Consider the following 15,315-nt stretch of genomic DNA (forward strand, 5'->3'; position numbering starts at 1 on the left):
AAACCCCCTAACTATCTAAAAATGGATAGTCAGTTTTAACCTCTGCCAACTCAATTAGGGTCTTAGCTTTGAATTGACGAAAGTGCGTTAGTTCTGCAGGGGCAATATAACCACATAGCAACTCAATATCATTGAGTCTTACCCCCTGCTCAATAAGAAACCGAATATAACTCTGGCGTAATGCAAAGAGCGAAACCTGTTCGGGTAAAATCAAATCTGCGTCATAGGCGGCATTAATGACTAATGAATTAAGATCACTCTCACTCAGGCGACTGGCTATAATCGGCGATGACCTATCATTAGAGGCATAGCAGCTAACTAAATATTGGACAAAAGGCTGAGGTAACTGCAATTTTCGTGGGGTATCACCACTAATATTCAGGGACGCAAAATTAGCACTAAAGTCAGCCAGGCTTAGTTTGCTGATCTCATCTAAGGCGACCCCACAAAGAATCAGGCCGATCAATGTTTTACCCTGCTGGTTAGCGGCTTGATATAGGGGTTTTATTTCACTGCTCTGCAAAATACGAGTTTGCTTGGATTCTGTATTATCAGAAAGTGCTAGACTTGCAACAGAGCCGAGACTTTTGTCCATTAATGTTCGAGAGTCTGTACTGTCGTCATTAAGTTTGGCGCCATAGTGTGGAACCACGACGATATTGGGTGCAGCTTGATTAGTTTGCTTAGGTCGAACAATAAAACTGAATAGACCTAAAGCCAATAATGAAAATATAGCAGCCAGAGCCAAAGCAAGCATGGAATCGCGCCAATAATCAGGTCCAATAGGATATTGCGCCTTACTCGCAGGCTCCAATACATTAATATTAGCTTCAAAGGGCCGAGTTAACTCTAACTCAACTGAGCGACTTTTAAGTACTTGTTCTTGTCGTTGTAACTCGAGTAATTCAGCTTCAAGTCCTTTATATTGTTCTAACTTTCGATTAAATTGTTGAGCGAGTTGTTGTTGCTCGCTTAATTGAACTCGCAGCAATTTAGCTTTACTGACAGCAACTTCTAATATTCGTTGATTATCAGTTAAGTTAGCGATTTGGCTTTCATTAACAATATTTTTCAATTTAAATTCTAAGTCTGTCGCCTCTTGTTGTTTAGCCACAATAGCCGGGTCTCTTTGCAAATATTCTGCAGTATATTTATTCTTTAGAGCCTTAAGTTCACTTTGGATTGTCGCTAGTTGCGCTTTAAGGGCATTGATAGTGACAGTGTCGCTGGGACGTTCAATGACACTTCCTTGTTCAAGTGCTTGATTGAGATTCTCCAGTTTTGCTAAGGCTTCCGTTTTTTGATTCTCAGCGGCCTCTAAACTTAGGTTAAGGCCTTTCATTTTACTCAGAATCTGATTTTCGTCGCGCTCAACGGAGATGATTTGATTTAATTGTGCGAAGTCTTGGATGGTTTCTCGTTGATTGCTTATTTTGTCATGTAAAACAGACAATTGCTGCTGAATAACATTAAGTTCATCTTTATTCTGGCTGCTACTTTCTCCTTTAAGGTTAGCCAAATAGTCACTGATCCAAGTTTCAATAATTAAGCTTAATATTTCAGGTTCAGACCCCTTAGCTTCCAATATAAGGACATTGCTCGTTAAATTACTGGTAATACTCAGCATGTCAATTAACTCAGGAGCCTGCCTATTTATATCGTGCTGCTGCCTTAAGCGTTCAGACAAACCAACTAGCACACCGTCACTCATCAATCGCTGCCTAGTCACTTCGATAGCTTGTTGCCAAAGTGCATTATCAAAAGTCGACAAATTATTGCTTGAGGTAAATTGTAAAATTGCTTGGCTCTGATAGATGGGTGGTCTGAGCCAAACCAATAGATTCATCAAAATAGCGGTTGATAAAAAAGTGACCAGTAATATTTGCCATTTACGTTTTTGCCGAATTTGCGCGTGTTTATCATGCTCTTGATAGCTACCGTCGACAAATCGATCCTTAGGTAAATAATCGATTTTCTGATCTGCGAACATGAATATTTCCTTGATGAGTTAAGTTTTAATTAAACTTAATTAAGTTCAACAAATTTAACAAGGCTTTGCCTAAACACCAAGACTTACTTAATAAAACAATAGGCTGACTAACAAAAATAGACTTAAACAAGATAACCTTTGAGCCTACTACAAATACCCTAGAGTGATGTTAATTTGGGTAATAAAATATCACTTGCATTTATTTTGCATTAAGCCTGAGTTGTGGCATTCTTGACGCTAATTTTTCAGCCTTGTTTCAAGCATATTTTTTTAGACCAAACAAAAATGAGTTGTTGGTATATTTACTATAGTTAAACTGATGTTGGTGTATTTTTGAATTTTAGTCGATTTACTAACGCGTTTATATTTATTGCGATAGCTTCCTTTATGCAGGTTTGTGAGGCAGCTAATCATTCGATCCCAAAATTCAATTTGTCCGAAATTAAGCAACAAGATATAAGCCAACACATTACTTATTTTAGTGGTGATATTGATAAAATTCTCATTAGACCATCCTCGCAAATACAATTACAAAATTGGCTGAAAGAGCTCAAGCCTCATGGTGATATCTCTGGCTTTGGAGACGAGTTTTTGACTGTGTTCGAGGTAACCAACGATACCACTCAGACAGCCTGGTTTGTTTATCCTTTTGGTTCAGTGGTTGAAAACATTAATATCGCTATTTACGACTCGAATCGGACGAATTTCGACAGCAATGTCTTCACAAGTGGCTTAAATCAAACTAATCAACATGATTTACATTACGGCGCAGCTGTACACATAGAAAAAGGCGACAGTAAAACCATTGTCATGAAGTTTACTAGTCAGTTCTTTTTTGCGCCAATCAAAATCCAACTACAGCCACTAGATAGTACGATTCAACAATTTAATATAGAAAATATCATCACAGTACTTTGCTTGGGTATTTGTTTGGCCTTAGCTATTTATAATGTATTTATATTCTGTACTGTAAAAAAATATCAATATCTTAACTATGCTGCAGCAACCCTGTGTTTTGCGATTGGATGGGCGAGTATTTTTGGTTTAGTAGAGTTTGTCGGAATGGGTTCTTCGGCACCCTTTCTTATGTCTAGTTTTATACTGGGCGCCTTTTTTTACGCATTCTTTTTTATTCAATTATTAAAGCTGTCTGAACGCCAAGCTAAATTAGCGACTTTATTGAAAACGGTTGCCATACTATCCTTAATATCAGTTCCTTACGCGGCATATCAGCCGGCGGCTGGTTTGTATTTGGCATCGATTTCGACCTCTTTAGTTTTATTAATCGGCTTGTTTGCAGGAGTAAGAGCTTGGCGTGAAGGCTCAGCGACAGCCCGTTATTTTACTCTAGCCTTGTTGGCAGTATTACTGCCTAATATTTGCGGTAATTTTATCAATCTTGGTTTGCTTCCTGCCTATAATCTAAATATCTATCTTTTTGGCTTGATGGGTAACAGTATAGAAACGTTACTGCTTGCCTTTGCTATCGCAGTTAAAGTACAAGAGGTAAGAATTAAAAACACCGCATTAACTCTTGATTTAGAAAAGACTGTTAATCTACGCACCAATGAGCTTATCAAGCTTAATCAAGAGTTAGCACAAAGTAATAGTGAATTAACTGAAGCGAATTTAGCAAAAGGAAGGTTTCTTGCTTCAATGAGTCATGAGATAAGAACACCATTGACGTCTATTATTGGTTACGCTGATGGGATTTTGTTAGGAGATATTGGTAAAACTGAACAAGACAGAGTCATCAATATCATAGGCGAAAATGGTAATCATTTATTGAACGTCATAAATGATATCTTAGATTTGAGCAAAATTGAGGCTAATAAACTTGATTTCGAATTTATCCCAACGCCATTATTTGCAATTTTGGCACAAATAGAATCAGTAGTTGCTAAGCGAGCTCGTGATAAGGGTTTGGCTTTTCATATCGATTATCAGTTCCCACTGCCAGCAGAGATTTTGACCGACCCAACTCGATTAAAACAGATTTTATTTAATTTAACCAATAATGCCATAAAATTTACTGAACACGGTTTTGTTGGCTTGTCGGTCAAAACTGACGGCGATGTTTTGACGATTATGGTAAGTGATTCAGGTGAGGGAATTACAGCAGCGCATCTGCCAAAGCTATTTGAGCCCTTCTCACAAGCTGATAACTCGATAAACAGACGTAAAGGCGGTACCGGTCTAGGCTTAAGTATTTCACAACGCCTTGCTCATGGCTTAGATGGCGAAATAAAGGTCAAAAGCACGCCTCGCAAGGGAACAAACTTTAGTTTTAGCTTTAAATTACGAGATGTCAAAAATACATCTTGGATTAATTCGGTTGGCGAAATTTGGCTAGCTATACCTAAATTCGGAAGTGAAAACACCAAATTACCTGATTTTTCTGGTAGCAAAATACTCCTTGCAGATGATCACGCTAACAACCGAGAATTGATTAGCATATTACTAAAGCGCATGAATATTGCCGTGGTTGAGGTGGAAAATGGTGAGCAGGTTCTTGAAACACTTTTTTATCAGAAATTTGATTTAATATTGTTAGATATTCATATGCCAAAAATGGACGGCGTGCATGCATTGAAGCGAATAAGGGCCGCCGGTAACAATACGCCAGTCATCGCCTTAACAGCCAATAGTATGAACCATGAAATCCAACATTATTTGCGAATTGGGTTCAATGGTCATTTAGCTAAACCAATCTCACGACAAAAAGTAGTTGCCACCTTAAGTAGTTATTTAGCCAATTCTGGGCTGGCACACAGGCCTTCTCAAAGGGAAGATATACTAGTCTTGTCACGGGACTATCAACAAGATTTGAGTCTCCAATTAACAAAAATAGAGGCTGCATGGCAAAACAAGGATATGTTTGCCTTACAAAATTTGGCTCATAGAATAAGAGGTTCTGCAGGGGCTTTTGGCTTTGATATTTTGGAGGCTAAATTTACAGATCTTGAGTTTTTCGCTCAACAAGATGATGAAATAGCTGTAGGTTTTGAGCTCCCCATAATATTGGAGTTAACCCGTTTATGTATCAACATCCCCGGGGTTGATGTTCCTCAAGGTATAGCTAACCACAATAATAGCATTCAGCACCTTCTCAGCTCTTTAGCAGAGTTTATAAAGCAATCGGATAAGGATTTATTAGAGATACAGAACGCCCTTGCTAATGAAACAACGACTTTGGCCTTAGTCAAATTAACTGATTTTAAAGCCCACTTGTTACATTGTGCTTTGGCAAATTCGCTAGATGTTGTTACTCAGTTAGAATCCAAAATACAGAAAAACGAGCTTGAGCCGGAACTGATTAATGAACACTTCAAACAACTAAATGCTCAACTATTAGAACTATCAAATCAAATAAGTGCTCATCGTTTTAGCGCAGAATAGTCAGCTTATACGCTCGTATGCAAAGGGGAGGGAGGCTCACTTTCAAATTAACTTTTGTTAGTGTTTACTGCGAAATTCCATAAGCTCTTTGGTTAACCAAGTTTTGCTATCAAGTATTTCTTGGTTCGGGCAAATGATTCTATAAGCATCACCTGATATACTGCTTTTGGTCGCCGCATATTTAATGAAATCTTCAGTTGAGTTAATATCATCCTTGTAATATTGGTATTTCTTTTGAATATGTTTCGCCGCTTCTGGGCCGGTATGAAGGTCGCCATTTCGCTCATAGGAACATGAAGTTAACGATACAAATTCAATAAGGTGATTAATTTCAATAGTGTTAGCGTGACTACTAATAGAAAACAGTAAAACGATTGAACAGAGTATTTTTATCACGTCGCCTTACTCCTCAAGAGTCTAAGTCTAAACTGTGCTTTATTGATAGTTATTAACCTTGTCTAATCAATAGCACATTTCTCATCTAAGAAGACAATATGTTCACGAACTCGTTCCCGCTCGTCAAATTTAATCGTTAATTTAATGCACCGCTTGGGTGTTGCAGTAGTGTGCAAAGTCTCAAGTATCGCGTGCAAACTTTCACCTTTATATACGGCATTTTTATCTATTGCATAAACCCATTCGAAAACACTCGATTTGTCTGGTCCAATTAAGGTCATTATTTCGGCTTGTTTATCCCAGTATTCAATTTTTTCTGCGGTTTGTTGATCAATTTTACTGCATGCAAAAAGTAAAAAACTGAAGATGAATACGCTCAAATTTTTCAAGGTGAACGCTCTGATAACGTTAGTGCCAATCATGTTTTCCCTGCTTTTACTTGAAAGTGATTTTATAAGTTGAGACTTTAGTTCATCTTAAAAAGATAGACTTAAAATCTTTTGCTTAATTAAACGACTAACTTATTGTTGGCTACTAGACTAAATTGGAATTGATTTAGGTGCAATAAAAAACCCGGCTGATGCCGGGTTTCACATGAAACATTATTGTATGAATAAGCTCAGTTGTTTTAATTACTTGCGTAGTTTTTGAATTAACCTTAACTGCGCGATTGCTTCTGCCAGCTCAACGGCGGCTTCTGCATAATTAAAGTCGGCGCTAGGATTAGCAATATGCTCTTCCGCGCGTCTTTTAGCTTCAATGGCAGCTTGTTCATCCAAGTCTTCAGCACGTATTGCTGTATCAGCTAATACGGTTATATGTCCGGGTTGAACTTCAAGTACACCACCAGCGATGTATATCGTTTCTTCTACACCAAACTGCTTAACTAAACGAACCATACCAGGTTTCAAGGCAGTTAATAAAGGCGCATGGCCAGAAATAACACCTAACTCACCCTCGCTACCCGTCACTTGAATAGATTCCACTAGGCCAGAAAATATGCTGTCTTCTGCACTTACCACGTCTAATTGCACTGTCATCACCACCATAACCTCCTAATCTGGGTTAAATTAAAACGTATCAAAGATACGCTTTATATTTTTTTGGCTTTCTCAGTGGCTTCTTCGATTGACCCAACCATATAAAAAGCTTGTTCAGGCAGATGATCGTAAGAACCTTCCAAAATGCCCTTAAAGCCGCTGATAGTATCTTTCAAAGAAACATATTTACCAGGTGAACCGGTAAACACTTCTGCTACGAAGAAAGGTTGCGATAAGAAACGCTGAATTTTACGCGCCCGCGATACCGATAATCTATCTTCTTCAGAAAGCTCGTCCATTCCCAAAATGGCGATGATGTCTTTTAACTCTTTATAGCGCTGTAAAACCGATTGCACTCCACGAGTAGTATCATAGTGCTCTTTACCAATAACCAAAGGATCAAGTTGGCGTGAGGTAGAGGCAAGTGGATCAACCGCTGGGTAAATACCTAAAGAGGCGATATCACGTGACAATACAACCGTTGCATCTAAGTGAGCAAAGGTCGTGGCAGGTGATGGATCTGTTAAGTCATCTGCAGGTACATATACCGCTTGTACTGAAGTGATAGAACCTGTTTTGGTTGATGCGATACGTTCTTGTAATACACCCATTTCTTCAGCAAGCGTTGGTTGATAACCTACTGCAGAAGGCATACGCCCTAGCAGAGCTGATACTTCTGTACCAGCTAAGGTATAACGATAAATGTTATCCACAAAGAACAGTACATCACGGCCTTCATCACGGAATTTTTCCGCCATGGTTAAGCCGGTTAATGCAACGCGCAAACGGTTACCGGGAGGCTCATTCATTTGACCGTAAACCAACGATACTTTATCAAGTACATTAGATTCGTTCATTTCATGATAAAAATCGTTACCTTCACGAGTACGCTCACCTACACCAGCGAAAACAGAATAACCACTGTGCTCGATAGCGATGTTACGGATAAGTTCCATCATGTTAACGGTCTTACCTACACCAGCACCCCCGAATAAACCAACCTTACCACCTTTAGCAAACGGACATACCAAGTCGATAACTTTGATGCCTGTCTCAAGTAGTTCAGTTGAGTTAGATTGCTCTTCATATGTTGGTGCTGCACGGTGGATAGACATGCGCTCTTCTTCACCAATAGGACCCGCTTCATCAATTGGGTTACCCAATACATCCATGATGCGGCCCAATGTTGCTTTACCCACTGGAACCTGAATTGATTCACCTGTATTCATGACCGCAAGTCCACGACGTAAACCGTCAGTAGTACCCATGGCGATTGTTCTGACAACGCCACCACCTAGTTGTTGTTGTACTTCTAGGGTCAAACCCTGCAAATCACCTTCAGTGATGCGCAACGCGTCATATATTTTTGGAACCGAATCCTGTGGAAACTCGATATCCACAACGGCGCCAATGATTTGGACGACCTTACCTTGACTCATGTTAATTCCTCTTAAATTCTTAAACCTTTGCCTACACCGCTGCCGCGCCGGCTACAATTTCACTGATTTCTTGTGTAATTGCCGCTTGACGTGCTTTGTTGTATATCAGTTGCAAGTCTTCAATAATGTCACCCGCGTTATCAGTTGCCGCTTTCATAGCAACCATACGAGCAGCTTGCTCAGACGCAGAGTTTTCAACTACGCCTTGATATACTTGGGATTCTACGAAACGAACTAATAGCCTATCTAATATAGGTTTTGCATCAGGTTCGTAAATATAGTCCCAACGATGTTGTAATGCTTTTTCATCTGATTTAGGCAAAGGCAACAACTGCTCAATCTTAGGTGCTTGGGTCATGGTGTTAACAAATTTGTTAAACACCAAATACAAGCGATCGATTTTACCTTCGTTAAATGCCGACAACATAATGCGCACTAAGCCAATAATATCTTTGACCGTAGGTGCATCTCCAATTCCTGATTCTGCGGCAACAACGCTACCACCGAATCGGTTAAAGAATGCACAAGCCTTGGAGCCTAGTGCCGCAAAATCCACCTGTGCACCTTGATCACGCCATTTCTTTGCATCTTTTATAACTAATTTGAATTCGTTGGTGTTTAAACCACCACATAATCCACGGTCAGTCGAAATGACGATATAACCCACCCTTTTGACTTCACGTTCTTCCAAATAGGGATGGCGATATTCAAGGTTTGCATTGGCTAAGTGACCAATTACACTGCGAATACCTGCAGCGTATGGACGGCTTAAAGCCATCCGGTCTTGCGCCTTTTTCATTTTAGAAGCGGCAACCATTTCCATAGCGCTGGTGATCTTCTGCGTATTTTTAATACTGCCGATCTTACCTTTTATCTCTTTACCGCTGGCCATAGTTCTATCTCCGATTATTCAACTGAGTTGCTTCTGTGCCAGGCACAGTAGCAACAATTGATTACCACGTTTGTGTTGCTTTAAACTTAGTTAAAGCTTCACTTAATGTGGCTTCAATATCAGCATTGAAATTACCAGTTTTATTAAGAGTTCCCATTAGCTCAGCATGTTCACTGTTCATATAAAAGTGTAAAGCAGCCTCGAAATCTAGTATTTTTACTAGTTCGATGTCTTTCAGATACCCTTTTTCAACAGCGAACAATGAAACGCCCATATCACCGACTGATAGTGGTGAATATTGGTTTTGTTTCATTAATTCCATTACTCGCTCACCGTGTTCTAATTGAGCACGAGTAGCGTCATCAAGGTCAGAAGCAAATTGCGAGAAAGCAGCCAATTCACGGTACTGAGCCAAGGCTAAACGAATACCGCCGCCCAGTTTTTTAATGATTTTAGTTTGAGCTGCACCACCAACACGTGATACTGATATACCGGCATTAACAGCAGGGCGAATACCTGAGTTAAATAAGTCAGTTTCTAAGAAAATCTGACCATCAGTAATCGAAATTACGTTGGTAGGTACGAAAGCTGATACGTCACCTGCTTGAGTTTCAATAATAGGTAAGGCGGTCAATGAACCTGTTTTACCTGTTACTTCACCATTAGTGTAACGCTCTACGTATTTTTCGTTAACACGAGCGGCACGCTCTAATAAACGTGAGTGCAAGTAGAAAACGTCACCAGGGTAAGCTTCACGACCTGGAGGACGACGTAACAGCAATGAAATTTGACGATAAGCAACAGCCTGCTTAGACAAATCATCATATACAATTAGTGCATCTTCACCGCGATCACGGAAATATTCACCCATGGTACAACCAGAATATGGAGCTAGATATTGTAAAGCAGCCGATTCAGAAGCTGAGGCAGCGACAACAATGGTATGAGCCAAGGCACCGTGTTCTTCTAATTTACGCACTACGTTAGCAATAGTAGAGGCCTTTTGACCGATTGCGACGTAAATACATTTAACACCAGAATCTTTTTGGTTAATGATGGCATCAATTGCTAAAGCAGTTTTACCTGTTTGACGGTCACCGATAACCAACTCACGTTGTCCACGACCGACTGGGATCATGGAATCAACAGATTTATAACCTGTTTGAATTGGTTGGTCTACCGATTGACGCTCAATAACGCCAGGTGCGATTTTTTCAACTGCCTCATAGCCATCTGCTTCAATCGCGCCTTTACCATCGATAGGTGCACCTAAAGTGTTAACCACTCGGCCTAATAAACCACGGCCTACTGGAACTTCAAGAATACGGCCAGAAGATTTAACTTTAGTACCTTCTTGAAGATCCGCATACGGACCCATAACTACCGCACCTACAGAATCTCGCTCTAGGTTTAATGCGATAGCGTAACGATTACCTGGAAGCTCGATCATTTCCCCTTGCATAACATCTGCAAGGCCATGAATACGAATGATACCGTCGGTTACACCAACAATGGTACCTTCATTACGAGCTTCACTTACTACTTGAAACTGATCAATTCGTTGTTTAATCAGTTCTGCAATTTCAGTGGAATTCAGTTGCATGCTCTTTTTCCCCGCTATGCTTGTAACGCGTCTGACAGACGGTTTAATTTACTACGGAATGAACCATCAATAACTGTATCACCGGCCCTTATAACGGCCCCGGCAATCAATGTAGGATCCACGCTACAACTCAGCTTAACTTTTCTTGCAAGACGTTTCTCTAGCGAGCCAGTTAATTCAGTTTGTTGTTTCTTATTAAGTTTAGTGGCCGATGTAATATCAACATCAATCTCTTTATTAAAATCAGCTTGGAGCTGACAAAACAACGCTGAAATATCAGGCAATGCCTGTAATCGTCTATTTTCAGCCAAAACTTTTATGAAGTTTTGACCATGTTGGTCGAATTGTTCACCACATACGCTATTGAATATTTCGGCAAGTTTGTCTGCTGACATCGATCCAGTTAATAATGTCTTAACTGTTTCATTTTCTGTTACTTGCGCAGCAAAAAACAACATATCTTGCCATTCAGCGATGGTTTTACTCTCAACCGCAAAATCGAACGCAGCTTGGGCGTAAGGGCGAGCTATAGACGTCAATTCAGACATGGCTCTCTACCCCTTACAGTTCAGCGACAAGTTTTTCAACTATGTCACTTTGTGCTGCAGCATCAATTTCACGGCCCAAGATTTTTTCAGCTCCGGCAATCGCCAGAGAAGCAACTTGCTTACGCAAATCTTCTTTAACACGATTACGTTCTGCTTCGACCTCAGAGTATCCTTGCGCAATTATTTTTTCACGTTCGGAATGACCACGTTGAGTTTCTTCGTCAACAATTTGTGACCCACGCTTTTTAGCCTGGTCGATAATAGCCGCTGCTTGAGCTTTGGCTTCATTAAGCTGTATATTGACTTTTGCTTGTGCGGTCTCAAGGGATTTTTCGCCCTTTTCAGATGCAGCTAAGCCATCAGCTATTTTCTTTTGGCGATCTTCAATAGCGCCTATGATCGGAGGCCATACATATTTCATGCAGAACACCACGAACACAATAAATGCTATTAAATTACCAATTAGAGTGGCATTTGGTAACACGGCCGACCCTCCTTAATAGTTCGTTAAAGGGATTTGATAACTACTATTGAGCACCAAGAACGAACAACATGTAAAGAGCGATTGCCACACCGATCATCGCGATAGCATCGATAAGACCCGCAACAATAAACATTTTAGTTTGTAGTTGGTTTGATAGTTCAGGTTGACGAGCAGCAGATTCTAAGAATTTACCCCCCAACATACCAAAGCCGATAGCTGTACCTACAGCGGCCATACCAATAATAATTGCAACTGCGATGTATAAGTCACCTAAGTTTTCCATAGATTTTCACCTTGTATTAAAGTTAAAGTTAAAGTTAAAGTTAAAAAAATAAAACGTGTAAAAATTGTCCTAAAAGTCACAAACCTATGCTTATCCGCAAAGGTTTGCTATCTCTCGTCGTAATTAGTGCTTTTCGCTCGCCATACTCAAGTACACGATGGTCAGCATCATAAATATGAAGGCCTGTAATGGAATAACTAATAAGTGGAACGCAGCCCATATAAAATGAACTGGCAATTGCCAAAATCCCATGGTAGCCGCAATCAAAATAAAGATAAGTTCACCAGCGTATAAGTTTCCGAAAAGACGTAAGGCCAAAGATAAAGGCTTTGCAACCAGTGCGACGACTTCTAGGATGAAGTTAAACCAATATAGCCAAGGCGTATTAAATGGATGAGCATATAATTCCTTCAAAAAGCCGCCAAAGCCTTTAATTTTAATCGAATAAAATATCATTAACATAAACACGCCAATTGATAAGGCAAAGGTCATGCTAGTATCTGTGGTTGGTACAGATTTGATATAAACATCTTGTGGATCAACACCCATTAAGATCCCTATATTTTGTGCAATGTAAGGAATGAGATCGATTGGAATTAAGTCCATAAAATTCATCAATAACACCCACACAAATATAGTTAACGCTAAAGGTGCTATCAAAGGGCTAGTGCCGTGATAGTTCCCTTTAACAGTGTTATCTACAAATTCGACAACTATTTCAACACAGGCTTGCCATTTTCCAGGCACCCCTGCTGTTGCTTTCTTTGCTGCCGATCGAAAACTTAGTATAAACACTAAACCCAACACTATTGACCAAGCTAACGTATCTACGTGAATAGTCCAAAAACCCTCACCTACAGACGCGTTGGTTAAATGGTGCTGGATATAAGCGCTGACGCTTTGCTCGCCACCTGTATCTGCCATTTTTTGTTCCACAATTTAAAGTTAAAAACTGGTATTTTAGTCTCGTTAGCAATCTACTTTTAATATTACTTCTGAACGCGACTAACTAAAATCATTATGGGCCATTGCCCTATAAGTACTGCAATGTAAGTAACCATCAATGCCATAATATTAAGAAATGGCCACCGATAAGCTAATGCAAAAAGTACTACTGTTAAGATAAACTTAATCTTATTACCTTTGTTAAAACTCCGCACTACAAGGTTGTTTTGCCTAGCACCGGCATGTTTAAAGGTGAAGTGAGCAAATATGAAATGCGAGACTATAGCTATCATTCCACCATAAGTTGCTGATATGCCGCTATTTCCCCCTATCATTAAGGTAAAAAGGAGGGCGATAACTGCGGCTAAAATACTTTGGTAAATAAGTACTTTTCTAGCAATTTTTTGCCCTTCTTGGACCAAATTCGCTGCCATTTGATCCCTCTTAACCACTAAACTTAAACAAAAGGCGCGAAAAGTATACTTTAATAGTAATAATTTACAACACATATACCTGTTTTGTTAGAGTGATTGTATAGTTACTAATCAACTTTCAATATCATTTAACTTAAGACAAACTTAAGGAAAATAATTTATTTACTTTATATGAGTCAAAATACCATCTAATTGATCCAAACTCGAAAAATTAATGACTAATTTGCCTTTCCCTTTTGCATTGTGAGCGATGCTGACTGGAGCACCGAGATTTTCAGATAATGTAGTTTGTAAACGTTGGACATCGGGATCAGGTTTAGTCTGTTCTTTGGGTTTTGCTGGTTCTAAAAGACGTCTTACTAAATTTTCCGTATCCCTTACGGTTAAGCCTTTACCAGAAACGATTTGAGCTGCTTCATTTTGTTGTTCACCCTGCAGAGACAACAAGGCACGAGCGTGTCCCATCTCTATGTCACCATGTTCTAATAATATTTTTACATCTTCGTTTAAATTATTTAAACGCAAAAGATTAGTTACAGTGGTTCGTGATTTACCTACCGCAGTAGCGACCTCTTGATGGGTTAAATCAAATTCAACCATTAAGCGGTCTAAAGCTTGGGCTTCTTCCATAGCATTGAGATCTTCACGTTGAATATTCTCAATTAATGCAATAGCAACGGCAGCTTCGTCTGGCACATCTTTGACCAAACAAGGGATAACATCCAGCCGTGCTATTTGTGATGCCCGCCACCGACGCTCGCCAGCAATAATTTCATATTTTTGCTCACTTATTTGACGTACTACGATAGGTTGAATAATACCTTGTGCACGAATAGAAGCGGCTAAATCTTCTAAAGCATCGGATGACATATCTTTACGTGGCTGATATTTACCAGGCTGCAAAAACTCCACTGGTATTTTACGCAATTCACCTTCTAATTCAGGTAAGTCATTGTGGGCAGATTGACTGGTTGCTAACAGTGCATCAAGGCCTCGACCTAACCCTCGTTTTTTAACCGACATAGATTCCTCTATTCCATATATTTACAACTAAGCAGCTCAATTAGCTCACTTTTACTGTTGCATTAATTTTAACACGACGGAGAATTTCTCCAGCTAGGGCTAAATATGCTTTTGCCCCGGTTGATGATTTGTCGTAATACATAGCAGGGGTACCAAAACTTGGGGCCTCGGCTAATCTGACATTGCGCGGAATTACAGTGCGATAAACTTGTTCGCCAAAATGGCGTTTTAGTTGCTCTGAAACATCATTAGCCAATCGATTACGAGGATCATACATGGTTCGTAAGACACCTTCGATTTTTAATTCAGGATTAACTACAGACGCCAACTTTTTAATAGTGTCCATTAGAGCTGTTAAGCCTTCTAAGGCGTAATATTCACATTGCATAGGCACCAGCACAGAATCAGCTGCAGCCATCGCATTGACTGTGAGTTGATTTAAAGAAGGGGGGCAGTCTATAAAAATATAGTCATAATAATTTTTAACCGGTGCCAGCGCATTTCTCAATCTGACTTCGCGGGCGAACACTTCCATTAATTTTATTTCTGCGGCAGTAATATCACTGTTACCAGCAATTAAGTGATATTTACCCGTTGTCTCTTTAATGACGACTTCTTCAATCGGTTTTTCTTCAATCAATAATTCATAACAGGTATTTTCTACTGCATATTTATCAACACCGCTACCCATGGTGGCATTGCCTTGTGGGTCTAAATCAATAAGTAACACTTTGCGTTTGGTCGCCGCCATAGACGCTGCAACATTGACAGCTGTTGTGGTTTTACCCACACCACCTTTTTGATTAGCTATTGCGATAATTTTACCCAAAATAGTTTTC

At 39.7% G+C, this 15,315-nt stretch carries 15 protein-coding genes; 1 reads left to right on the forward strand and 14 read right to left on the reverse strand.

Going from position 1 to position 15,315, the window contains the following annotated elements; all coding sequences use genetic code 11:
* Window positions 1–7 precede the first annotated feature (7 nt).
* Window positions 8–1,990 carry a hypothetical protein gene (locus ABKW31_RS17275; RefSeq protein ID WP_348617822.1) on the reverse strand — a complete coding sequence of 661 codons (1,983 nt, stop codon included), beginning with the start codon at window positions 1,988–1,990 and terminating at the stop codon, window positions 8–10.
* Between the two features lie 333 nt (window positions 1,991–2,323).
* On the opposite strand from ABKW31_RS17275, the gene ABKW31_RS17280 reads away from it, so the two are divergent.
* Window positions 2,324–5,389 (forward strand): response regulator, encoded by a 3,066-nt coding sequence (locus ABKW31_RS17280; RefSeq protein ID WP_348617823.1) that lies wholly within the window; start codon window positions 2,324–2,326, stop codon window positions 5,387–5,389.
* 57 nt (window positions 5,390–5,446) lie between these two features.
* Here the strand turns inward: ABKW31_RS17280 and ABKW31_RS17285 are convergent, their stop codons facing one another.
* The 13 genes from ABKW31_RS17285 to ABKW31_RS17345 form a co-directional block, all read right to left on the reverse strand.
* Window positions 5,447–5,785, reverse strand: coding sequence for a DUF5329 family protein (locus ABKW31_RS17285; RefSeq protein ID WP_348617824.1), 339 nt, complete (start codon window positions 5,783–5,785; stop codon window positions 5,447–5,449).
* 62 nt (window positions 5,786–5,847) lie between these two features.
* A complete protein-coding gene (locus ABKW31_RS17290; RefSeq protein WP_348617825.1) occupies window positions 5,848–6,207 on the reverse strand; it encodes a hypothetical protein in 360 nt (119 codons plus the stop codon).
* Window positions 6,208–6,417: 210 nt separating this feature from the next.
* Complete coding sequence (locus ABKW31_RS17295) at window positions 6,418–6,831, reverse strand: F0F1 ATP synthase subunit epsilon (RefSeq protein ID WP_348617876.1); 414 nt, start codon at window positions 6,829–6,831, stop codon at window positions 6,418–6,420.
* A 47-nt stretch (window positions 6,832–6,878) separates the two neighbouring features.
* Window positions 6,879–8,264, reverse strand: a complete 1,386-nt coding sequence (atpD, locus tag ABKW31_RS17300) for a F0F1 ATP synthase subunit beta (RefSeq protein ID WP_348617826.1) — start codon at window positions 8,262–8,264, stop codon at window positions 6,879–6,881.
* Window positions 8,265–8,295: 31 nt separating this feature from the next.
* The gene (gene atpG / locus ABKW31_RS17305) at window positions 8,296–9,156 is read right to left on the reverse strand and encodes a F0F1 ATP synthase subunit gamma (RefSeq protein ID WP_348617827.1); all 861 of its coding nucleotides are present in this window, start codon (window positions 9,154–9,156) and stop codon (window positions 8,296–8,298) included.
* A 61-nt stretch (window positions 9,157–9,217) separates the two neighbouring features.
* On the reverse strand, window positions 9,218–10,759 hold the full coding sequence (gene atpA, locus ABKW31_RS17310) for a F0F1 ATP synthase subunit alpha (RefSeq protein ID WP_348617828.1): 1,542 nt from the start codon (window positions 10,757–10,759) through the stop codon (window positions 9,218–9,220).
* 14 nt (window positions 10,760–10,773) lie between these two features.
* Window positions 10,774–11,307 (reverse strand): F0F1 ATP synthase subunit delta, encoded by a 534-nt coding sequence (gene atpH, locus ABKW31_RS17315; RefSeq protein WP_348617829.1) that lies wholly within the window; start codon window positions 11,305–11,307, stop codon window positions 10,774–10,776.
* 13 nt (window positions 11,308–11,320) lie between these two features.
* Window positions 11,321–11,791 carry a F0F1 ATP synthase subunit B gene (gene atpF, locus ABKW31_RS17320; RefSeq protein ID WP_348617830.1) on the reverse strand — a complete coding sequence of 157 codons (471 nt, stop codon included), beginning with the start codon at window positions 11,789–11,791 and terminating at the stop codon, window positions 11,321–11,323.
* 43 nt (window positions 11,792–11,834) lie between these two features.
* Window positions 11,835–12,074, reverse strand: coding sequence for a F0F1 ATP synthase subunit C (gene atpE / locus ABKW31_RS17325; protein ID WP_007634685.1), 240 nt, complete (start codon window positions 12,072–12,074; stop codon window positions 11,835–11,837).
* A gap of 123 nt (window positions 12,075–12,197) precedes the next feature.
* Window positions 12,198–12,998 carry a F0F1 ATP synthase subunit A gene (gene atpB / locus ABKW31_RS17330; RefSeq protein WP_348617877.1) on the reverse strand — a complete coding sequence of 267 codons (801 nt, stop codon included), beginning with the start codon at window positions 12,996–12,998 and terminating at the stop codon, window positions 12,198–12,200.
* Between the two features lie 65 nt (window positions 12,999–13,063).
* On the reverse strand, window positions 13,064–13,453 hold the full coding sequence (locus ABKW31_RS17335; RefSeq protein ID WP_348617831.1) for an ATP synthase subunit I: 390 nt from the start codon (window positions 13,451–13,453) through the stop codon (window positions 13,064–13,066).
* Between the two features lie 162 nt (window positions 13,454–13,615).
* Entirely contained in the window at window positions 13,616–14,476 is an 861-nt protein-coding gene (locus ABKW31_RS17340; RefSeq protein ID WP_348617833.1) for a ParB/RepB/Spo0J family partition protein, read from the reverse strand.
* Window positions 14,477–14,516: 40 nt separating this feature from the next.
* Window positions 14,517–15,305, reverse strand: a complete 789-nt coding sequence (locus ABKW31_RS17345) for a ParA family protein (RefSeq protein WP_348617834.1) — start codon at window positions 15,303–15,305, stop codon at window positions 14,517–14,519.
* Window positions 15,306–15,315 lie beyond the last annotated feature (10 nt).

It is taken from the genome of Paraglaciecola sp. 25GB23A (assembly GCF_040012495.1).
In the GTDB taxonomy this organism is placed as follows: Bacteria; Pseudomonadota; Gammaproteobacteria; order Enterobacterales; family Alteromonadaceae; genus Paraglaciecola.

Coding starts and splice junctions, on each gene's coding strand:
- ABKW31_RS17275 (WP_348617822.1), bottom strand. CDS start 1,990: ATGTTCGCAGATCAGAAAATCGATTATTTACCTAAGGATCGATTTGTC.
- ABKW31_RS17290 (WP_348617825.1), bottom strand. CDS start 6,207: ATGATTGGCACTAACGTTATCAGAGCGTTCACCTTGAAAAATTTGAGC.
- atpD (WP_348617826.1), bottom strand. CDS start 8,264: ATGAGTCAAGGTAAGGTCGTCCAAATCATTGGCGCCGTTGTGGATATC.
- atpG (WP_348617827.1), bottom strand. CDS start 9,156: ATGGCCAGCGGTAAAGAGATAAAAGGTAAGATCGGCAGTATTAAAAAT.
- atpA (WP_348617828.1), bottom strand. CDS start 10,759: ATGCAACTGAATTCCACTGAAATTGCAGAACTGATTAAACAACGAATT.
- atpH (WP_348617829.1), bottom strand. CDS start 11,307: ATGTCTGAATTGACGTCTATAGCTCGCCCTTACGCCCAAGCTGCGTTC.
- atpE (WP_007634685.1), bottom strand. CDS start 12,074: ATGGAAAACTTAGGTGACTTATACATCGCAGTTGCAATTATTATTGGT.
- atpB (WP_348617877.1), bottom strand. CDS start 12,998: ATGGCAGATACAGGTGGCGAGCAAAGCGTCAGCGCTTATATCCAGCAC.
- ABKW31_RS17335 (WP_348617831.1), bottom strand. CDS start 13,453: ATGGCAGCGAATTTGGTCCAAGAAGGGCAAAAAATTGCTAGAAAAGTA.
- ABKW31_RS17340 (WP_348617833.1), bottom strand. CDS start 14,476: ATGTCGGTTAAAAAACGAGGGTTAGGTCGAGGCCTTGATGCACTGTTA.